Annotated in this window: 19 protein-coding genes; 12 read left to right on the top strand and 7 right to left on the bottom strand. The window is 68.7% G+C overall.

What is annotated here, in order from left to right:
* Positions 1-10: 10 nt before the first annotated feature.
* Positions 11-577 carry a hypothetical protein gene (locus tag EG799_RS12230; protein WP_123881634.1) on the top strand — a complete coding sequence of 189 codons (567 nt, stop codon included), beginning with the start codon at positions 11-13 and terminating at the stop codon, positions 575-577.
* Here EG799_RS12230 and EG799_RS12225 read toward each other — a convergent pair.
* Entirely contained in the window at positions 547-2619 is a 2073-nt protein-coding gene (locus EG799_RS12225) for a protein-disulfide reductase DsbD family protein (RefSeq protein ID WP_234029199.1), read from the bottom strand. The two genes, EG799_RS12230 and EG799_RS12225, sit on opposite strands and share 31 nt — an antisense overlap.
* Here EG799_RS12225 and EG799_RS12220 point away from each other — a divergent pair.
* Positions 2618-3832, top strand: coding sequence for an FAD-dependent monooxygenase (locus EG799_RS12220; RefSeq protein ID WP_123881631.1), 1215 nt, complete (start codon positions 2618-2620; stop codon positions 3830-3832). The two genes, EG799_RS12225 and EG799_RS12220, sit on opposite strands and share 2 nt — an antisense overlap.
* Before the next feature lie 46 nt (positions 3833-3878).
* On the opposite strand, the gene EG799_RS12215 is transcribed toward EG799_RS12220, so the two are convergent.
* The 3 genes from EG799_RS12215 to hemC all read right to left on the bottom strand — a co-directional run bounded on the left by EG799_RS12215 (position 3879) and on the right by hemC (position 6542).
* Positions 3879-4874 carry a hypothetical protein gene (locus EG799_RS12215; protein ID WP_234029148.1) on the bottom strand — a complete coding sequence of 332 codons (996 nt, stop codon included), beginning with the start codon at positions 4872-4874 and terminating at the stop codon, positions 3879-3881.
* Positions 4875-4941: 67 nt separating this feature from the next.
* Positions 4942-5613, bottom strand: coding sequence for a uroporphyrinogen-III synthase (locus EG799_RS12210; protein WP_123881628.1), 672 nt, complete (start codon positions 5611-5613; stop codon positions 4942-4944).
* Positions 5610-6542, bottom strand: coding sequence for a hydroxymethylbilane synthase (gene hemC / locus EG799_RS12205; RefSeq protein ID WP_123881625.1), 933 nt, complete (start codon positions 6540-6542; stop codon positions 5610-5612). The genes EG799_RS12210 and hemC overlap by 4 nt, the downstream gene beginning before the upstream one ends.
* 45 nt (positions 6543-6587) lie before the next feature.
* Here hemC and tsaD point away from each other — a divergent pair, with 45 nt between their 5' ends.
* From tsaD to EG799_RS12165, 8 genes are all read left to right on the top strand, one after another.
* Positions 6588-7634: a tRNA (adenosine(37)-N6)-threonylcarbamoyltransferase complex transferase subunit TsaD gene (gene tsaD / locus EG799_RS12200; RefSeq protein ID WP_123881622.1), complete on the top strand. Its 1047-nt coding sequence runs from the start codon at positions 6588-6590 to the stop codon at positions 7632-7634.
* Positions 7631-8626: an NAD(P)H-dependent glycerol-3-phosphate dehydrogenase gene (locus EG799_RS12195; RefSeq protein WP_123881619.1), complete on the top strand. Its 996-nt coding sequence runs from the start codon at positions 7631-7633 to the stop codon at positions 8624-8626. Before tsaD ends, EG799_RS12195 begins: the two co-directional genes overlap by 4 nt.
* Positions 8623-10179, top strand: a complete 1557-nt coding sequence (locus EG799_RS12190) for a lipopolysaccharide biosynthesis protein (RefSeq protein WP_234029147.1) — start codon at positions 8623-8625, stop codon at positions 10177-10179. Before EG799_RS12195 ends, EG799_RS12190 begins: the two co-directional genes overlap by 4 nt.
* 43 nt (positions 10180-10222) lie before the next feature.
* A complete protein-coding gene (locus EG799_RS12185) occupies positions 10223-10972 on the top strand; it encodes an OmpA family protein (RefSeq protein WP_123881616.1) in 750 nt (249 codons plus the stop codon).
* A gap of 167 nt (positions 10973-11139) precedes the next feature.
* A complete protein-coding gene (locus tag EG799_RS12180) occupies positions 11140-11886 on the top strand; it encodes a hypothetical protein (protein ID WP_123881613.1) in 747 nt (248 codons plus the stop codon).
* A 91-nt stretch (positions 11887-11977) separates the two neighbouring features.
* Complete coding sequence (locus EG799_RS12175) at positions 11978-12364, top strand: response regulator (protein ID WP_234029146.1); 387 nt, start codon at positions 11978-11980, stop codon at positions 12362-12364.
* A gap of 71 nt (positions 12365-12435) precedes the next feature.
* Positions 12436-13620 carry an acyl-CoA dehydrogenase gene (locus EG799_RS12170; RefSeq protein WP_181950899.1) on the top strand — a complete coding sequence of 395 codons (1185 nt, stop codon included), beginning with the start codon at positions 12436-12438 and terminating at the stop codon, positions 13618-13620.
* Between the two features lie 152 nt (positions 13621-13772).
* Positions 13773-14990, top strand: a complete 1218-nt coding sequence (locus tag EG799_RS12165; protein WP_123881610.1) for an OmpA family protein — start codon at positions 13773-13775, stop codon at positions 14988-14990.
* A 125-nt stretch (positions 14991-15115) separates the two neighbouring features.
* Here EG799_RS12165 and EG799_RS12160 read toward each other — a convergent pair whose 3' ends face one another.
* The 3 genes from EG799_RS12160 to EG799_RS12150 all read right to left on the bottom strand — a co-directional run bounded on the left by EG799_RS12160 (position 15116) and on the right by EG799_RS12150 (position 17589).
* Positions 15116-15886 carry a helix-turn-helix domain-containing protein gene (locus EG799_RS12160; RefSeq protein ID WP_123881607.1) on the bottom strand — a complete coding sequence of 257 codons (771 nt, stop codon included), beginning with the start codon at positions 15884-15886 and terminating at the stop codon, positions 15116-15118.
* A complete protein-coding gene (locus tag EG799_RS12155) occupies positions 15879-17006 on the bottom strand; it encodes a CaiB/BaiF CoA transferase family protein (RefSeq protein WP_234029145.1) in 1128 nt (375 codons plus the stop codon). The genes EG799_RS12160 and EG799_RS12155 overlap by 8 nt, the downstream gene beginning before the upstream one ends.
* Before the next feature lie 121 nt (positions 17007-17127).
* A complete protein-coding gene (locus tag EG799_RS12150; RefSeq protein WP_123881601.1) occupies positions 17128-17589 on the bottom strand; it encodes a hypothetical protein in 462 nt (153 codons plus the stop codon).
* Positions 17590-17668: 79 nt separating this feature from the next.
* Here EG799_RS12150 and EG799_RS12145 point away from each other — a divergent pair, with 79 nt between their 5' ends.
* Both EG799_RS12145 and mce read left to right on the top strand, forming a co-directional pair.
* Entirely contained in the window at positions 17669-18556 is an 888-nt protein-coding gene (locus EG799_RS12145; protein ID WP_123881598.1) for an alpha/beta hydrolase, read from the top strand.
* 73 nt (positions 18557-18629) lie between these two features.
* Positions 18630-19067 carry a methylmalonyl-CoA epimerase gene (gene mce, locus EG799_RS12140; protein WP_123881595.1) on the top strand — a complete coding sequence of 146 codons (438 nt, stop codon included), beginning with the start codon at positions 18630-18632 and terminating at the stop codon, positions 19065-19067.
* Positions 19068-19080: the final 13 nt, after the last annotated feature.

Here is a 19080-nt window from a genome sequence, read left to right as displayed (position 1 = left end):
GGGGGCATTTGTGGCGGCCCTGCTTCTCGCCGCATGCCAGCAGCAGCCGGCAGCGCGCGAGGAGACGCAAACGCAGCGCATCGCGCTGGCCGATGCCCGGGCCGTCCACGCCGACGCGATTCCCTCGCCCGACACGAAGGCGGCCCGCTGGCGGGTGCGCGGCGATGGTCAGGGCATAGATTTCGGCGATGCCGGACAGGCTCCGCTGATGACGCTGGATTGCGCGATCGGGGATGGCGAGCCGACCATGCACATCATCCGCCACGCCGCGGCCCTGCCCGGTCAAAGCGCGCTTTTTCCGGTGATCGGCAACGGTATGCGGAGCCGGTTCCTCGCGGATGCGAGGCTGGCGGACGAAGGCGATGCCGGAGAATGGCGGTGGGAAGCGACGTTGCCCGCCAGCGATCCGCAACTCGACGTATTCGCGGGGAACCGCCCGCTCACCGCCACTCTGCCGGGGCGCGGAATGCTGGAAATCAGGGCAAGCCGGATACCGGGAGAATTCCTCGACTGGTGCCGCAAGTCGGGACAGGTCGCGCGGCCTCGTCAGTCGGAGGATGACGGTCCTACCGGCTGAGATTTCGCAAGATCCACCAGCGTGTCCGGCCCCAGAACCTGCGACAGCTGCTCCGGCTCTCCGCCGGCTGCCGGATACCACAGATAGAGCGGCACGCCGGCAACGCCCCGGCTCTCGAGGAAGCGCGTGATCCGGGGATCGCGCCGCGTCCAGTCTCCCCGCAAACTGACGACGCCCGCCCGCGCAAATGCATCGCGGGTCGCCTCGCGCTCGATCGCGACGCTTTCGTTGACCTTGCATGTCAGGCACCAGTCGGCGGTGAACCAGACGAAAACCGGGCGTCCCGTCGCGCGCGCGCGCGCCAGTGTTTCAGGTGACCACGGCTGGGGATCGAGAAGGCTCGCCTGGGCAGCGATCGCACGCTGTTCCACCCGGAACGGCAGCGAACCGGCGAAATACAAGGCGACCACGCCGGCGATGGCCATGACCATGCGATTGCCGCGATGTCGGGCGATCAGGGCAACGATCGGCAGCACGCCGAGCGCGGTAGCGGCAAAGGCGAAGTGCAGACCTCCCGCGCGCCAGGCGAGCCAGGCGAGCGCCAGCGCCGTCAACCCCATCGGAATTGCCATCATCCGGCGAAACCGCTCCATCCAGGGTCCGGGCCTCGGCAACCAGCCTCGCAGGGCCGGCACGAAACCCAGGGCAAGGAACGGAAGCGCCAGCCCCACCCCCAGCGCGGCGAACAGGACCAGCGCGGGCAACGGCGGCAGCAGCAGGGCGGCACCTAGCGCGGCGGCCATGAACGGGCCGGTGCAGGGGGTCGCCACCACCGCAGCCAGCAGGCCCGTGGCAAAGGCGCTTCCCCTTCCCCCCGTGCGGATCGGCAGCATCGGCAGTTCGTACAGGCCCGCAAGGTTCGCCGTGACGAGCGTCGCCAGCACCAGCAATCCGGCGACCACCAGCGGCTCCTGCAACTGGAACGCCCATCCCACCTGTTCTCCGCCTGCCCGCAACACTAGCAGCAGCGCGCCCAGCGCCAGGCAGGCGAGCACTACGCCGGCGGTATAGGCCAGCGCCTCGCGCCGGGCCTGCCCCTCGCTCTCGCCCGCGCGTGCCAGCGTCAGCGCCTTGAGGCTGAGGATGGGAAACACGCAGGGCATGAGGTTCAGCAGCAGTCCGCCCAGTAGGGCGCCGCCGATGAGCAGCAGCAGCGGTGTATCGGCGGCGGGCGGGCCGACCGGCGCGCCGCCCGCCGGGACCGCGCCCGGAACGGCGGCGAAGCGAATACCGTTGCCATCGTCGTCGAGGGCGAGAATGCCCTCCAGGCCTGCCGGCTCGCCGCGCGGGCGGGCGCGCGGAATATCGACGATCAGCGTGTCGCCGTTGCGGGTGAAGCGCTGTTCGCCGCCATAGTCGACGACATCCTTCTGCCGCACGAAGACATGCGGATCGGCAAGGTCGACGGCGGCGGGCAACGGAATGGCGAGGCGCAGCGCATCGCGCATGAAGCCGAAGCGCGCCTGCCGGTCGATCAGCGGCGGGATGGCGGCACGGTATTGGTCGAACTGGTCTCGCAATTCAGGCGTATCTTGCGGATATCGCAGGCGAAGCCGCGCCCGTTCGGGCACGCACAGCGTATCCGAGCAGGCCAGCCACTGCGCGTCGAGAACGACCGGCGCACCCGGCGATGCGGACCCGTCCGCAGGCACGCGAAGCGGAATCAGAACGGCATAGGGGTCTTCGTAGACATGGTTGATCAGGCCGATCAGTTCGAGCGCGTGGGGAACCGGATAGTCGGGTTCTCCCGCCCGCCAGCCACCGGGCAGCGACCAGTCGAGCCGCATTCCCTCCCCCGCGTCGCCCGGATTGGCCCAGTATCCGTGCCAGCCCGTCTCGGGCCGGAACCGCAGCGCGACCGTCAGCGTCTCCCCCGGCACGGGAGCGTGTTCGGCCACCAGATCGGCCTCGATGTGGTTCTGCGCGGCGGCGGGCGCGGATGCCGCTCCTGCCGCGATCAGGATCAGGAGTGCGGAGAGAAAGCGGAAAAGAGAGGAGACGCTTGCCTGCATGGCACCGGGCGATCTAGGAGCGTCAGGCATGGCGGACAAGCGCGAACTCCTCATCCTCGGCGGCGGTCTCGTCGGCATGACGCTGGCGCTCGCGGCTGCGCGCAGGGGAATGGCGAGCCATGTCGTCGACCGTGCCGATCCGGCCGAGCTGACGGCGGAAGGCTACGACGCGCGCGCTTCCGCCATATCCACCGCAAGCTGGCACCTGTTCGAGAATATCGGCCTCGCCGAACGGCTCGAGGCGGACGCCTGCCCGATATCGTCCATCGCCGTGACGGATGCCATGCGCCCCGGGCGGATCGACTTCACGCCCCAACCGCACGAGGGCACGCTGGGGCGCATGTTCGCCAACCGGACGCTCCGGCTCGCGCTGTTCGAGGCGGCGAAGGCGGAAAAGCTGATTGCCTGGCATTCCAGCGCTACAGTCACTTCGCGCGAACGCGGCGAGCACGGCGTCGCTGTCACGCTGGCGGACGGCACGCGGCTGGAAGCGTCGCTGATGATCGGTGCCGAGGGGCGCGGTTCGCCCACGCGCGAAGACGCCGGCATAGCGGTTGCGAAATGGGACTACCGCCACCGCGCCATCATTGCCGGGCTGGCGCACGAGAAGCCGCATGACAACGTCGCCTGGGAAATCTTCTACCCCGCCGGCCCCTTCGCCCTCCTCCCGCTGCTTGACGACGAAGCGGGAAGGCATCGCAGCGCGATGGTCTGGACCGTCGCGGAGGATGATGCGCCAGGCGTGCTGGCGCTGTCGGATCGCGGATTCGCGGTCGAGGTCGAGAAGGCGATGCACGGCATCTTCGGCGCGGTCGAGGTCATGGGCGAACGGTCGAGCTGGCCACTCGGCTTTCACCATACGGCGACCATTACCGCCGCGCGCCTGGCGCTGGTCGGCGATGCCGCGCACGGCATTCACCCCATCGCCGGGCAGGGATTGAACCTCGGCCTGCGGGACGTCGGCGCTCTGGTGGAAGTTCTCGCGGACGGGATGCGGCTCGGTCTCGATCCGGGCGATGCCCAGCTTCTGAGGCGCTACGAGACATGGCGCGGGCTCGACGCTTTCAGCGTCGCGCTGGCGACCGATGGGCTGACGCGAATCTTCGGGGTTCCCGGCAAGCTGCCGAGCGCCGTCCGCCGGCTCGGCATGGGCGCGATCCAGCGTCTGCCGCAACTCAAGGGCTGGTTCATGGACGAAGCGCGCGGCGTCAGCGGAAAGCTGCCCGAGATGCTGAAGGGATAGGGGGCACCGGCGCTTCGGCGTTTCGGCGCATCGGCTCTCGCGCAGGCTATCGCGCCTGCTGCGCCGCCGGACTACGCTGGCGGACCTGCTCGCCCGCCCGATCGCTGACCCCGCGCGGATCGAGCACGGCGGCCGTTTCCAGCGTTTCGAGCGCCCGCTGCGCGGCGGCGAACTGTTCGGCATCGGAAATCCAGCCGGCCGCTTCCGCCGCATTGGGCAGGTTGCGGATCTCGCTCACCGCCGCTTCGGTGCGTCCGCTCTCGAGGAACAGGCGCGCCCGTTCCAGCCGCCGCTCGGCCACCGGCGAGGGCGTATCCTCGCGCCGCACGACGAACAGTTCGGACAATTCGCGGTTGAGGCGGGTGAACACCCCCTCGCCCTCCGGCGCCTCGGTCAGCACCGGGGCGAGACCTTCCAGCCGCGCCAGCAACCGATCGAGGGTGACGGGGTTCTGCGACGCGTCGATCACCGTCTGCACGGCGTTGGGTCGCGCTTCTCCGAACCGCAGGCGCAACTGGTCTGCGAGATAGCCGAGCGGCGCCCCGCGTTCGAGCGCGCGGCGGCTGGCGAAGGCGATCAGCAACCCTTCCGCCCGCGCGGCGTTGCCGGCGGCTGCCTGCGATTGCAGGTCGAGCCGGGTCAGGCGCTGCTCCATCGCGGCGACCCGCGCGTCGAGACCGCCGGCCTGCTGCGCGACCTGCGCCACCTGCTGCACCGCCTCGCGCGCATCGGCGGCGACGGCGGAACTTTCGGAAGCGGAGGGTGCGGGCAGCGGCGGCTCGGGATTGTCGTCGCGCGCCGGGATTTGCGAAGCGGGAACGAGTGCCGCCTCGTCTCCGCGAAGGCTGAAGACGCTGCCGAAATCCACCGCGTCCCTGGTCAGGTAGAGGGCGAGGGCGAGGCCCGTCAGGAACGCCAGCGCCACCCCCAGCAGCACCGGGCGCAAGGGCACCTGCCGCCGCGCCGGTTCGCGCGCCGCCGCATCCGTGCCCGTTGCGCTCGCCGAGCCGCCGGGCCGCCGGAAATCGTGCCTTTGTTCCATACCGTCCTTCGTGAAGGATGCCCGGTCGGGCACCCGTCGCGCATGTCCCTGTGTCGTATAAGCTATATTAATGACACATGTCCCGGGCGAGCGCCAGCAGGGCGCAATCCGCGGGTTTTTCCGCCGCGCGGACCTCGCGCCAGCCATGGCCCGCCGCCGCCGCTATCCGCGGTCCCAGCGCGGCGAGCGCAATGGCGGAGCGCGCCAGTCCGAGGCGGTCGCATTCGGCGGCGAAATGCCGGGCGGCAGCGGCCGAATGGAGGAGCACCAGCGCACCTGGCGAACTCAGACCGACCTGCGCGCTTCCGCCGATGGGAAGGGCGCGCACCTCGTAGACGGTCCGCACGACGATCTCGCTGTCCTGCCCCGGCTCGACATCGACCCGCTCCGCCCCGGCGAGGCGCAGGTAGCGCCTTGGCGCCTTGTCCTTGTCGAGCAGCGCCTGCAAACCGCCCTCGCCGGTTCGGGCGACGGTAAAGCCGGCCTCGCGCGCCGCTTCCGCCGTCGCTTCGCCCACCGCGTGAACCGGCAGGTCCGTCAGACTTTCCAGCGCCTTGCCGCCGTGCCGGAAGGCGTTGCCGCTGCCGGCCAGAAGACCGTCGAACTCCGCATCCTCCGGCGCCTCCCAGGCAAGCGGAATGACCTGGAACAGCGGCATGCCGACGGCCGGCAAACTCAGGTTCCGGGCAGCCTGCAAGGTCGATTGCAGACCCGGCTCGGGTCGGATGACGAAGATCATGCGGGCGGTCCTTCGAAAACGGCGGCGATACCGGGCGTCGCCCGCGCCAGAAGATCGGCGGCGAGGCGGGCGGGAGCCTCGGCGTCGCCGGCAGCGAAGCGCGTCTCTCCCTCGATCCGCTCGGCCCCGTCGGGACTGTAGAGCGCCGCACGCATAGACAATTCGCCGTCGGCAAATACGCATAGAACCGCGATGGGGGAATGGCAGGTGCCCCCCAGGGCATAGAGCAACGCCCGCTCCGCCATGACCTCCGCCCGGCTCGGCGCGTGGTCGAGCGGTGCCAGGAGATCGCGCGCGGCCTCGTCATCGCTGCGAATTTCCAGCGCGATCGCGCCTTGCGCCGGCGCAGGCAGCCAGTCTGCGGGGTCGAGGGGGTGTCCGGTGGCAGTCTCGCCCAGCCGTTCCAGCCCGGCGGCGGCGAGGAACGTCGCATCCGCCCCCCCGGCGGCCAGCTTGGCGAGCCGGGTGGCGACGTTGCCGCGAAAGGTCACGACCGTGCAATCCGGCCGGGCGTGCAGCGCCTGTGCGGCGCGGCGCGGCGCACTGGTGCCGATGACCGCGCCTTCCTTCAGCGCGAACAGGCTTTCCGCACCGATCAGCCGGTCGCGCCGGTCCGCCCGCGGCAGCACGGCGGCAATGGCAAGGCTGGCGGGGCGGATCGTCTCGACGTCCTTCAGCGAATGAACGGCAACGTCGATGCGCCCTTCGGAAAGCCAGTTGTCCAGTTCCCTGGTCCACAGCGCCTTGCCACCGATTTCGGCCAGCGGACGATCCTGTATCTTGTCGCCGCTGGCGATGACGGGGACCAGTTCGACCGCCGATTCATCCCAGCCATGCGCCGCGCACAGCCGGGCGCGCGTCTCGTGCGCCTGCGCCATGGCCAGGGGGGAGCGGCGCGTGCCGAGGCGGATTTGCGGGGAGTCTGGCATCGGGTTCGCTTGCCCTAGCGAGCCGTTCGGCTAAGGAAAAGCGCCATGATACGGGTTCTGGGCATAGAAAGCTCCTGCGACGAGACCGCGGTCGCCATCGTGACAGGAGAACGGGCCATCCTGGCGCAGGCAATCGCCAGTCAGGAGGCCGAGCACGGCCCCTATGGCGGCGTGGTTCCGGAAATCGCCGCGCGCGCCCATGCCGAACGTCTCGCCCCGCTGGTGGAAAGGGTGCTGGACGAAGCGGGTTGCGGCCTTGGCGATTGCGACGCCATTGCCGCCACCGCCGGTCCGGGCCTTATTGGCGGGGTGATGGTGGGGCTCGTTACCGCCAAGGCATTGGCGATGGCGAGCGACGTGCCGCTGATGGCGATCAATCACCTCGAAGGTCACGCGCTCAGCCCGCGCCTCGCCGATCCGAGCCTGCGCTTTCCCTACGCCCTGCTGCTGGTCAGCGGCGGCCATTGCCAGATCCTGCGCGTGGCGGGCCCGGGCCGTTACCGCCGGCTTGCCACGACGATCGACGACGCGCTGGGGGAAGCCTTCGACAAGACCGCCAAGATCCTCGGCCTCGGCTATCCGGGTGGACCGGCGGTGGAGCGGCTGGCGCAGGAGGGCGACGCGAGCGCGGTCGACCTGCCGCGGCCCCTGGTCGGTCGGCAGGAGCCGCATTTCAGCTTCGCCGGACTCAAGAGCGCGGTGTTGCGCGCCAAACAGGCGCAAGGGTCCGCTGACTATAGCGACGCCGATATCGCCGCCAGTTTTCAGCAGGCGGCGCTCGATTGCATCCTCGACCGCACCCGCCGCGCCCTGCGCGAGATGGATGATGTGACCGCGCTGGTGGTCGCCGGCGGCGTGGCCGCGAATCGGACGGTGCGGGCCGGGCTCGAAAGTCTGGCGGGCGAGTTCGCCCTGCCCTTCACCGCCCCGCCCCTGCCCCTTTGCACCGACAATGCGGCCATGATCGCGTGGGCGGGCGTGGAGCGTCTGGCGGCGGGCTTCGCCCCCGATCCACTCGACCTTAAGGCGCGGCCACGTTGGCCGCTGGATCCCGATGCCGAGCCGGCGCGCGGCGCGGGGGTCAAGGCGTGAGCGGACCTGCGATCGGCGTCGTCGGTGCGGGCGCATGGGGCACGGCGCTGGCGCAGATGCTCGCCAGCGACGGCCGCGATATCCTGCTGTGGGCGCTGGAGGATGGCCTCGCCGATGCCATCAATACGACGCATATCAACGGCCTTTATCTGCCCTCCGCCACGCTCGCGCCCGCCATTCGCGCGACCGGCGATCTGGCCGCGATGCGCGAATGCGAAGCGCTGCTGCTGGTGACTCCCGCGCAGCACATGGGCCGGGTGCTTGACCGGATGGATGCATTTCCGCGCGATCTGGTGCTGTGCGCCAAGGGTATCGAGGCGAGCACGCGCCGCCTGATGCACCAGGTCGCCCGCGACGCCGCGCCGGACGCCGATATCGCCGTCCTGTCCGGCCCGACCTTCGCCCACGAGGTTGCCGAGGGCCTGCCCGCCGCGGTCACGCTGGCCTGCGGCGGGGGCGAAGCACAATGGGATCGCCTGTCGCACGCCATCGCCCGTCCCGCTTTCCGGCCCTATTATTCCGACGACGTGACCGGCGCCGAGATCGGCGGTGCGGTGAAGAACGTGCTCGCCATCGCCTGCGGCGTGGTTGACGGGCTGGGCCTTGGCCAGAACGCGCGCAACGCGCTCATCACTCGCGGTTTTGCCGAAATGCAGCGCTTCGGCGTGGCCCTGGGGGCAGAGGCGGAGACGTTGAACGGGCTGTGCGGACTGGGCGATCTGGTGCTGACCTGTTCCAGCACGGCGAGCCGCAACTTCTCGCTCGGCAGGGCTCTGGGCGAGGGGCAGAGCGCCGCCGACGCGCTGGCGGACAGGCGAACCGTGGCCGAAGGGGCGCACACCGCGCCGGTTCTGCGCGACATGGCCGCCGATCGCGGCGTCGCCATGCCCATCGTCGATGCCGTCAACCACCTGCTCGATGGACGGCCCGCGCCGCAAGTCGTCGAGGATTTGCTCGCCCGCCCCCTGAAATCCGAGGGTGCCGGGCTTTGAGCCAGCCGACCAGCAAGCAGGAGGAAGCCGAGAAGCCCGGCGGGGACATCGCCGCGCTGGCCGAAGGCGGCCGGACCAACTTCTTCGGCTTCCTGCTGCGGCTCGCCGCGCGCCTGCCGTTCCTGTTCATCGGCGGGCGGCTCTACGGCGCCGACGCGCTCGGCCGCTTCGCCTCGGCGCTGGTGGTGGTAGAACTGGTGGCGCTGGTCTGTTCGATCGGCGAGAAGCGCGGGCTGGCCCAGCGCCTGTCGGAGAGCGAGCGCGATCCGGCCAACCTCGTGGCGGATGGCCTGCTGGTGGCACTCGTATTGTCCTGCGCCGCGGCGGCGCTGTTCTGGCTGGTTCCGGCGCCGTTGTTTCCCAGCGGGGAATATACCTGGCTCGACCGGCTGATCGTGCTTGCGATACCCGGTTACGCGCTGACCGAGATCCTGCTCGCCGCGCAGGCCTACCGCTACGATATCGCCACCACCGTGCGCGCCCGCGCCATCGTCGAGCCGTGGACCATCTCGATCCTCGCCGGGGCGTTCTGGTTCGTGCCGGGCCTCGCGCGATCGGGGCTTTCGATGGCGTATCTCGTCTCGATCTATGCCGGGTTGCTTGCCGCGGTCATGCCGTTTCGCAAGACCTATGGCCGGCCCGCTTCCTGGCATCCCAATGTCGGACGCATGGCGCTGATGACGTGGCGCGCGCTGCCGCTGGCGCTGGCCGACGCGATCGAGTGGGGCACGCGGCGGGTCGACATCTTCATTCTCGGCCTGTTCGCAGGGCCGGCGGCCGTGGGCGTCTATTACGTGGCGCAGCAGGTCGCCAGCCTGCCGCAGAAGCTGAAGACGAGTTTCGAGCCCATTCTCGGCCCCGTCATCACCCGCAAGCTGAAAGAGAAGGACTATGCCGCCATCGCCCGGCAGGTCTGCCAGGTGGGTTTCTGGATCACCGCCGCGCAGGCCGGGATCGCGCTGGCCCTGGGCATTCCGGGCGAGGCCATCATGGGTCTTGTCGGCCCCGTCTTCGTCGGCGGAACCGCCGCGCTGGCGCTGCTGCTGGCGGCGGAGGTCGTGGCGGCAACCGCCGTCGTCAGCGAGGCCGCGCTGATCTACGTCGCGCGGTTGAAGAACCTGTGGGTTTCCATCGCCACGATCGGCCTTCAGGCGGCGCTGACGGTGGCGGCCATGATCGTGATCGACCGGATCGAGTTCGCCACGCCGGAACGCGCCGATCTCTACCGCGCCGGAGCTGCGGCGGGCGCGCTGATGCTGGCGCTGGGTGTCGCTTCGGTGGTCAAGGCAGTCATGCTGTCGCGGATCCTGGAAAAGCCCGTGAACAACTGGCGCTGGGCGCTGGTCTGGGCCGCCGCGGCGGCGGTGGTCGTGGGCCAGCTCGTCATCCTGCTGCCCGAATGGGCCGAACTGATCGTCGGCGTGCCGCTGATCCTGGGTGTCTACGGCATCATCATCTGGACCCGCGGCTTCGGCCCTGAAGACCGCGTGCTGTTCACCCGCCGGGCCGATCCGGCCGGTCCGCCGCAGGCAGAGATCCCGCCCGCCGCCTGACGCGGGCTGGACTGCCCCCGCCGCGACGCGATAGGCATCGCTCATGTCGCTTCTTCGCCAACCGCATGTCGTCATTCCGCTGGGCGCGCTGCTGGTGATCGCCCTTGCGTGGCTCGGCGGCAACGCCGGAGCGCCCGCCCTAGGCGCGCGTCTGTCAGACCAGGCGAGAACGACCATCGCCAGCGCCGGCGGCGGCGGGCAGGTCGAGGCCCGCTTCCTGTCTCCCAACGGTTTCGACAGCCGCCATCCCGTGCTGGTGGGGGGAAGCGGTCTCGACGAGGACGTTCGGGCCCGCATCGCTCGTTCCGTCGCCGCGATTCCGGGTGTCGGCGGCGTGCGCTGGGCCGATGGGGACGCCCGCGCGGCTGCGGGAGAGCGCGTGTTCCGCCCGATGCACTGCCAGGAGGACGTGCGCAGCCTGCTGCGCGCGCGCACCATCCGCTTCGAGGAAAGCTCGGTCAGGATCGATGCCGCCAGCTACTCGCTCATCGACGAGGTTGCCACGGCGCTGCGTCCCTGTCTCGGCGCCATCATCCAGATCACCGGCCATACCGATTCATCGGGTCCGGAAGCGGGCAACATCGAATTGTCGTCCGAACGCGCGAACGCGGTGCGCCGCGCGCTGATCGCGCGGGGCATTCCGGCAGACGGACTGCGCGCCCGCGGCATCGGTTCGCGCCGTCCGGTCGAAGGTCTCGACCCGACCGATCCGGCCAACCGCCGCATCGAGTTCAGCGTGCTGGCGACAGAAGCCATCTCGCCAACCCCGGTGGATACGCCCGCGGCCCGGTAGCCGCGCCGCCTGGACGATTGCCACGCCGCGCCCGCCTTCTATAGGAAGGGGTCATGCCCATATGGATGGAAGTGATGGTGCTGATGCTGGCCGCCTACGCCGTGGGCCTGGGGCTCGGCTGGCTCGTATGGGGCCGCACCGGATGACACGAAGGGACTGGCGAGACGATGGCTGAACTGTTGCAGGCGAACTGGATCTGGGTGGTGGTTGCGCTGGTGATCGGCGTGCTCGTCGCCTGGTGGATCTTCGCCGCTTCGCGCCGCACGACGATCGAACGGGAGGATCGGCCGGAAGAGGTTGCCGGCGGGGCCAGACGCAACCAGGCGCTGATCGATTCCCCGCCCTCGGCAAGGCGTGACGAACCTTCCGCGAGGGATATCGCCGAGGTCGATACGCAGGGCACCCAGATTCGCGATGCGTCGGCAGGCCCGGTTTCCGCCGCGGCCAACGAGGACAGGACCGCCGCGGCTGGCGAGGCCGCCGATGCCGAAGCCGGTGCGCCTGGCTCCGCCCGCGAAGCGATGAAGCAGGTGCCGCCGAGTGAGGAGACCCGGCACATCGATGGCGAAGACCGCGCGTCGTCCCCGCCTGCCACTACCCCTCCCCCCTCCCCCTCGCCAGCGCCAGCGCCGGCACCGGCGCCCTCCCCGTCGTCCGCGCCGCTTGCTGTCGAAGGCGACGAGTTGACGCGCATGAAGGGTGTCGGCCCGAAACTCGCCGCGCAATTGCGCGAAATGGGCGTCACGACCTTCGCCCAGATCGCCGCCTGGGACGAGAGCGATGTCGATCGCGTCGATTCGCGGCTCGGCCGCTTCCAGGGCCGTATCCGCAGGGACGACTGGGTGGAGCAGGCCCGCCTGCTCTCGCGCGAGGACATTGCGGCTTACGAGGAAAAGTTCGGGCGCACTGCGTGAAGCCGGGAACCTCGGGGCTCTCGGGCCGTAATGTATCCTTGGTGTCGCGCGAATACAGGCAGACGGCCACGACGGCGGAAGGGATAAGCCCATGACGGCAGCAGCAACAGCAACGACCACGCAACCCAGGGTTCTGGTAGTGGAGGACGAGTTCATCGTGGCCCTCGACCTGTCCGAAACCGTGCGCGAGATGGGGTATGCGGTCGATGGCCCCTACGCCTACACCGACCACGCGATCATGGCGGTGCACGAGGAAATGCCCGATTTCGCCATTCTCGACGTGCAGACCGGCGACGGGGAAGTTTTTCCGCTTGCCGACGCGCTGAGCGCGGCCGGCGTGCCGATCATCTTTCATTCCGGGTGCACGCCCCCCGCCGAAGTGGCGCGGCGCTATCCCCGGGCGCAGGCGGTCAGCAAGCCGTGCCCGCCCGACCAGCTCATCGCCATGATGACAAGGGCCAACGCCGAGGCGGCCTGACCCGGCACGGGCGGCCCCGCTTGCCCGATCCCGCATGACTATCTAGGGCGGTCCCGAAGGAGACTACCCGCATGGCCGACATGGTGCCTTTCGACTGGGCCGATCCGCTCGACCTGGCCGACCAGCTGACCGACGAGGAGCGCATGGTGCAGGATAGCGCCCATGCCTTTGCGCAGGACGTGCTGCAATCGCGGGTGATCGAGTCCTACGCCACCGAGAAAGACGATCCGGAACTCTTTCCCCTGATGGGCGAGGCGGGCCTTCTGGGCGTGACGATTCCGTCCGAATATGGCGGTGCCGATGCGGGCTACGTGGCCTACGGCCTCGTCGCACGCGAGATCGAACGCGTCGATAGCGGGTATCGTTCGATGGCGAGCGTGCAGTCGAGCCTGGTGATGTACCCGATCCACGCCTACGGATCGGAGGAACAGCGCCGCAAGTATCTTCCGCGCCTCGCCAGCGGACAGCTGATCGGCTGCTTTGGCCTGACCGAACCCGATGCCGGCTCCGACCCCGGCTCGATGCGGACCTACGCCAGGAAGGATGGGGACGGCTATTCACTGTCGGGCGCCAAGACCTGGATTTCCAACTCCCCCTTTGCCGATGTCTTCGTGGTCTGGGCGAGGTCCGAAGCCCACGGTGACAAGGTGCGCGGTTTCGTGCTGGAAAAGGGGATGGAAGGTCTGTCCGCGCCCAAGATCGGCGGCAAGATGAGCCTGCGCGCGAGCACCACCGGCATGATCCAGATGGACGACGTGAAACTGCCCGCCGATGCGCTGCTACCCGACGTCGAGGGGATCAAGGGGCCGTTCGGATGCCTCAACCGCGCTCGCTACGGCATATCGTGGGGCGCCATGGGTGCGGCGGAGTTCTGCTACGCCGCAGCCCGCCGGTACGGGCTGGAGCGAAAGCAGTTCGGTCGTCCGCTGGCGGGAACGCAGCTCTACCAGAAGAAGCTGGCCGACATGGCGACGCAGATCTCGCTCGGATTGCAGGCAAGCCTCCGGGTCGGCCGGCTGCTCGACGAAGGACGCTTCGCCCCCGAGATGATCTCGGTTGTGAAACGCAACAATGTGGGCCAGGCTCTCGAAATCGCGCGCGCGGCAAGAGACATGCACGGGGGCAACGGCATCAGCGAAGAATATCAGGTCATCCGGCACATGATGAACCTCGAAACTGTAAACACCTACGAAGGCACGCATGATGTCCATGCCTTGATACTTGGGCGGGCTATTACCGGTATTTCAGCGTTTTAGCCCGCCGAGGCGCTGAATTTCTCACCTGGTGCAAATCCGCAACAGGTTGGCGAATGTGTCACGATCACGTTTTTTGGATGGAACAATTTCGCGTTTCCGTCCATTTCGCGGGCAATGTGGGTGTTCCCACATGGTCGTAATGAGGACGAACAATGAAAAAGCTACTTGTAGGCGTATCGCTTGCAGCGCTCGCAGTGCCGGGCGTCGCGCATGCCGATCCGTATATCGGGATCAGCGGCGGCATCATGACCGCCGAGGATTCGGAAAACATGGGCACCTTCTCCCAGGATGTCCCCGAGCTTGGCGGTAGCGGAGCGTATCCCGCCATCCCCAGTGGCGCGGTGTACCAGTATGACACCAATTTCGATCTCGGCTGGAACGCCGGCGCGCAGATCGGCTACGCTTTCGACAACGGTTTCCGGGTCGAGATCGCGGGCGATTACAACGCCTACGACGTCGACTATCACCGCGACCTGTTCGTCGGTGGCAACAATATCGGCCCGCGCGATCTCGAAATCCTCACCCGCAGCGGCCCGACCGGCGTTTCCGTTGATTCCGCCCTCACCACCGGTGGCGGCGACATGGAAACCTATGGCGCCTTCCTGAACCTGCTTTACGATTTCGACCTCGGCAGCATCCGTCCGTATCTGGGCGTCGGCGCCGGCGTGTACACGGTCGACGTCGACTACACGGTGGCCGGCGACTCGGTCCTAGTGAACGACGCCGATACCGACTTCGCCTATCAGGGCATCGCCGGTGTCTCGGGCGCGCTTTCGGACAATGTCGAGCTGTTCGCCGAATACAAGTATCGTCGTCTCTTCAACGACGTGACGGTCGACACGCAGATCATTCCGAGCCGCCTCGATGTCGAAGCGACGCAGCACATCGCCAATCTCGGCCTGCGCATCCACTTCGGTGGGGAGGAGCCGTATGTCGCTCCGCCGGCACCGCCGCCCCCGCCGCCGCCTCCGCCGCCGCCTCCCCCGCCGCCGCCGCCGCCGCCCCCACCTGCGCAGCAGTGCAACACGGGCCCCTACATCGTGTTCTTCGACTGGGATTCGGCCGAGATCACTCCGGAAGCGGCCACGGTGCTCAACTCCGCGGTTACCGCCTACGGCAATTGCGGCACGGCGCAGGTCATGCTGGCCGGCTACACCGACCGGTCCGGCACGGTGCAGTACAACCTCGGCCTCGCGGCACGCCGCAACAACTCGGTCCAGGCCTACCTGACCAACCGCGGCATCCCCGCCTCGCGCATCTCGAGCGAAGCGTTCGGCGAAGCCAATCCGCGCGTCCCGACCGCCGACGGCGTTCGCGAGCTGCAGAACCGCCGCGTGCAGATCACCTACGGTCCGAACTCGGGCATGTAAGCTCTGCCGCTATGGCAAGCGAAAGGGGCCGCCGGACATCTGTCCGGCGGCCCTTTTTCTGTGCCGGCTTCCGCGTCGCCGCCGCCAGGACGCAGGGCGTCCCCCGGCAGCGCGCGCTCTGCCGACTAGCGAACGAAATATCCCACGACGCCCCAGGCGCCGTTCTCGCGACGCAGAACGACGGTTTCCGTCACCTCGCCGGCCGCGGCGTACTGCGCGGGAAACTGGATGACGGCGTATTCGCCGGCGGGTGCGCCCGGCAGGCTGTCCTCCAGCACGCCGCTACCCGCGTCGCGGCTCTGCAGCGCACCCAGCTGCGCGCGAACGGGACGCACCGTGTCGCCCCATTGCTGCGCGCTGACCTGGGCGCGGAACATCGGCCCGGCCCGCTCCCAGCTTTGCGCGTACTCGCCGGCATCGACCAGTTCGACCCACGCACGCGCCGCCGCGACGACGGTTGCGCCGGCAAGGCGGTCGGCCTGCGCCTGACTTGCCTGAGCGGCGGGCGGCGGTCCGGCCGCGCCGGTCGTTGTGTAGATGGCGGCGGCGATCAATAGGCTCATCATCAGCATTCCTCCTGTCAGCCAGGCGAGGCGGTGGCCCCACCCGTTCGGTTTCGAGGTCTGCCGTTGTTCCCGATCGACCACCGCCCCGGCCACCCCCAATTGTCCGGGGGCAAGGATTTGGGGTGTCGTTCCCTCCGCATCCCCCAAGATTCTTGCGGCTTCCCTGCTGCTGGAAACCCCCAGTTTCCGGCGGGCGGCGCGCAGTCGATCATTGATGGCGTGGACCGACAGATCCAGTTCCAGGGCGCTCGATTTCGCGTCGTGGCCCGCAAGCAGCAGGCGGAGCGCCTGCTTCTCCTTTTCGGTCAGGTCGGAGAGGGCTTCACCCATCCTCCTCTTCCCCCCTGGGGAACACCGGCGAGGGGCGACCCAGCGCCAGCTCGGCATCGGAGAAGCGGATCGGCGTTCGCAAGCCGCGCAGGCCCTCTTCGGCCAGGTCGATCACCATGCCGCGCGCCTCGATCTGCGGGTCGTTGAGCGCCTGCTTGACCGTGTTGATCGGGCCGGCGGGAATGTTCTGCGTGTCCAGCCGCTCGAGCAGGTCGTCGCGCTTCCATTCCGCGACGCGGCTGGAGATCGAGGCGCTGAGCATCTCGCGGTTCTTCACCCGCCGCTGGTTGGAGCGGTATTCCTCCTTCACCGGCAGGTCGATGGCCCTGGCGAAGCGTTCGAACTGGCGGTCGTTCCCCACCGCGACGATCAGCCAGCCGTCCTTTGCCTTGAACGCCTCGTACGGGGCGATGTTGGGGTGTGCGTTGCCCATCCGCTTGGGACTGCGCCCGCTGGCGAGCAGGTTGGTCGCCTGATTGGCGAGCGTGCCGACCATGACATCGAACAGCGCCATGTCGACCAGTTGCCCGCGCCCGGTGCTGTCCCGCTGACGCAAGGCGGCCTGGATCCCGATCACGGCGTACAGGCCGGTCAGTATATCGGCATAGGCGACGCCGATCTTCTGCGGCGGGCCGTCCGGGTCGCCGGTGAGGTCCATGATGCCGCTCATGCCCTGGATGATGAAGTCGTAACCGGGCCGCCGGGCGTAGGGTCCGTCCTGCCCGAAGCCGGTGATCGAACAATAGACGAGGCGTGGGTTGTCCTTCGCGAGGCTGGCGTAGTCGAGCCCGAACCGGGCAAGAGCGCCCTGGCGGAAGTTCTCGATCACCACGTCCGCTTCCGCGATCAGGTCGCGGACCCGCGCCAGATCGCGGGCGCTGGTAAAATCGGCGACGATGGAGGTCTTGCCGCGATTGGCGGCGTGAAAATAGGCGGCGTCGCGGCTGCCGTCCTCGCGCATGTGAAACGGCGGCCCCCATTGCCGGGTGTCGTCGCCTTCCGGGCTTTCAACCTTGACCACCTCGGCCCCCAGGTCGGCCAGCGTCTGCCCGGCCCAGGGCCCGGCCAGAATGCGGGCCAGTTCGACGACCTTGATACCTTCGAGCGGGGCCTTGCTCACGCGCCCCGCCCCCGCGACTGGCATGTGTCGGAAGTGGTCATGATCTGCATTTCCCCGTCGGTCGCCCGGTCGTGTCGGACATGGTGGTGCGACGCTTTTCCGCTGTCCCGGTTCCGCCCGATCAGGCGGCGAGCGTCAGGCCCGGGCGCTTCCCAGGCGCAGGGCCATCGTCGTCATTGGCCGGTCTGCGCCCCCGACGCACGGCCGCAATCCGCGCTCGTCGTGCCCGGGCGGACCGGCGACGCATCGCCGCCGGGCGCGCATAGCGCAACGCCGAAACGACCCCGCGAAGCCTCGTCGCGACGGCGGCAGCGTAGGAAATCAGCAGGGCATCGGCGTAGATCGCCAGATCGAGCGCGTAGGCCGCCATGAATTCGGGGCCCATCAGCAAGACGATCTCGCCCCCGGCGGCGAACAGGACGGCGAGGGCAACCGCGAACAGCAGATGGTGCCTTTCCATCGCCGCGAGGCGCCGGGCCGGCCGTTCCACCGCCTGTTCGTGCCAGGCGCGACCGAGGTCGGTTTCGCGGTAGAACAACAGCGCCATCAAGAGACAGAGGCCAGAACCGGTCAGTGCGATCATGGTGGACATCATAGCCGCCGCGTCCGGCTTGTGAAGCCTCGGTTGCCGGCGAAGTCGCGGCATCCTATTGCAGCGACCGATGGGAACGCGACGCGCTCGAAGGATTGGCCTGGCGGCAGGCGCGGCGCTGCTCGCTCTCGTGGCCGCGGTGATTATCCGCTCTCCGCTGCGAACGTTCAACGCGCTGGTGCCAAAGGATGACGGCGGCCTGAAGGTCGCATCCGGCATCGCCTATGCCGATGGCGCGCGGCATAGGCTCGACGTCTACGTTCCCGAGGGTGCGTCGGCGGCCAGCAATTTGCCGGTCGTCGTCTTCTTCTACGGGGGAAGCTGGAGCAGCGGCACGCGCTCGGCCTACGATTTCGCCGGGCGCGCCCTGGCGGCGCGCGGGTTCGTCACCGTCATTCCCGATTACCGGCTGGTCCCCGAAGTGCGCTTTCCCGCCTTCGTCGAGGACGGCGCGGCAGCGGTGCGCTGGGTGCGCGACGATGTCGCGCGATACGGCGGCGATGGACGGCGGATCGTCCTGATGGGCCATTCCGCCGGTGCCTACATTGCCGCGATGCTGGCCCTGGACGATCGCTGGCTGGCGGGAGATCGCGCCGCGATAAGGGGGTTCGTGGGGCTTGCCGGTCCCTATGATTTCGCCCCGTTCGCCGTCCGGTCCAGCATTGCCGCCTTCGGCGACTGGCCCGACGCCGCCGATACCCAGCCGCTCACCTTCGCCGGTCCCGGCGATCCCCCGGCGCTGCTGCTGACCGGGACCGACGACGTGACGGTGAAACCGCGCAACGCGATCGTCCTGGCCGACAAGCTCGCGGCGGCCGGCGTCGCGGCGCGGGCGCGCCAGTTCGACGGTATCGGCCATGTCGCCATCCTGCTCGCCCTGTCCCGCCGGTTCCGCGCGAAGGCGCCGGTACTGCGTGCTGCAACCGCCTTCGCCCACGAAGTGACCGCATCGCGGTAATATATCCGCACCGCTTGGCGATCGCGCCGACGATGCGCTACCGGCCCGGGACGATCAAACAGGAGAGAATGCCATGAAACTCGGTCGCCTCAATCACGTCGGCGTCGCCACGCCGGACATCGACGCGGCGATCGCCTTCTATCGAGATACGATGGGGGCGACCGATATCACCGAACCTTTCGACATGCCCGAACAAGGGGTCCGCGTCGCGTTCGTCAACACGCCCGGCGCGGGCGGCAACATGGACGGAACGCAGGTGGAGCTGATCGCCCCCCTGGGCGAGAACTCCCCCATCTTCGGTTTCATCCGGAAAAATCCGCTCGGGGGCCAGCATCATGTCGCTTTCGAGGTTCCGGATATCCATGCCGCGCATGACTGGTTCACCGGTCGGGGCAAGCGCGTTCTCGGCACGATCCGCACCGGCGCGCACGGTACGCCGGTTTTCTTCGTCCATCCCAGGGACATGAACGGCATGCTGACCGAAATCATGGAAACGCCCCGGCACGACTGAGCGCGCGGGAGAC

The organism is Aurantiacibacter spongiae (genome assembly GCF_003815535.1).
GTDB lineage: Bacteria > Pseudomonadota > Alphaproteobacteria > Sphingomonadales > Sphingomonadaceae > Alteraurantiacibacter > Alteraurantiacibacter spongiae.
The sequence above is the reverse complement of the archived record's forward strand: the minus strand, read 5'-3'. Positions and strand labels throughout refer to the sequence as shown.

Coding starts and splice junctions, on each gene's coding strand:
- EG799_RS12180 (WP_123881613.1), top strand. CDS start 11,140: ATGGCTGAACTGTTGCAGGCGAACTGGATCTGGGTGGTGGTTGCGCTG.
- hemC (WP_123881625.1), bottom strand. CDS start 6,542: ATGCCAGACTCCCCGCAAATCCGCCTCGGCACGCGCCGCTCCCCCCTG.
- EG799_RS12150 (WP_123881601.1), bottom strand. CDS start 17,589: ATGATCGCACTGACCGGTTCTGGCCTCTGTCTCTTGATGGCGCTGTTG.
- EG799_RS12185 (WP_123881616.1), top strand. CDS start 10,223: ATGTCGCTTCTTCGCCAACCGCATGTCGTCATTCCGCTGGGCGCGCTG.
- EG799_RS12165 (WP_123881610.1), top strand. CDS start 13,773: ATGAAAAAGCTACTTGTAGGCGTATCGCTTGCAGCGCTCGCAGTGCCG.
- EG799_RS12170 (WP_181950899.1), top strand. CDS start 12,436: ATGGCCGACATGGTGCCTTTCGACTGGGCCGATCCGCTCGACCTGGCC.
- tsaD (WP_123881622.1), top strand. CDS start 6,588: ATGATACGGGTTCTGGGCATAGAAAGCTCCTGCGACGAGACCGCGGTC.
- EG799_RS12220 (WP_123881631.1), top strand. CDS start 2,618: ATGGCGGACAAGCGCGAACTCCTCATCCTCGGCGGCGGTCTCGTCGGC.
- EG799_RS12160 (WP_123881607.1), bottom strand. CDS start 15,886: ATGGGTGAAGCCCTCTCCGACCTGACCGAAAAGGAGAAGCAGGCGCTC.
- mce (WP_123881595.1), top strand. CDS start 18,630: ATGAAACTCGGTCGCCTCAATCACGTCGGCGTCGCCACGCCGGACATC.
- EG799_RS12145 (WP_123881598.1), top strand. CDS start 17,669: ATGGGAACGCGACGCGCTCGAAGGATTGGCCTGGCGGCAGGCGCGGCG.
- EG799_RS12210 (WP_123881628.1), bottom strand. CDS start 5,613: ATGATCTTCGTCATCCGACCCGAGCCGGGTCTGCAATCGACCTTGCAG.
- EG799_RS12215 (WP_234029148.1), bottom strand. CDS start 4,874: ATGGAACAAAGGCACGATTTCCGGCGGCCCGGCGGCTCGGCGAGCGCA.
- EG799_RS12225 (WP_234029199.1), bottom strand. CDS start 2,619: ATGCCTGACGCTCCTAGATCGCCCGGTGCCATGCAGGCAAGCGTCTCC.
- EG799_RS12175 (WP_234029146.1), top strand. CDS start 11,978: ATGACGGCAGCAGCAACAGCAACGACCACGCAACCCAGGGTTCTGGTA.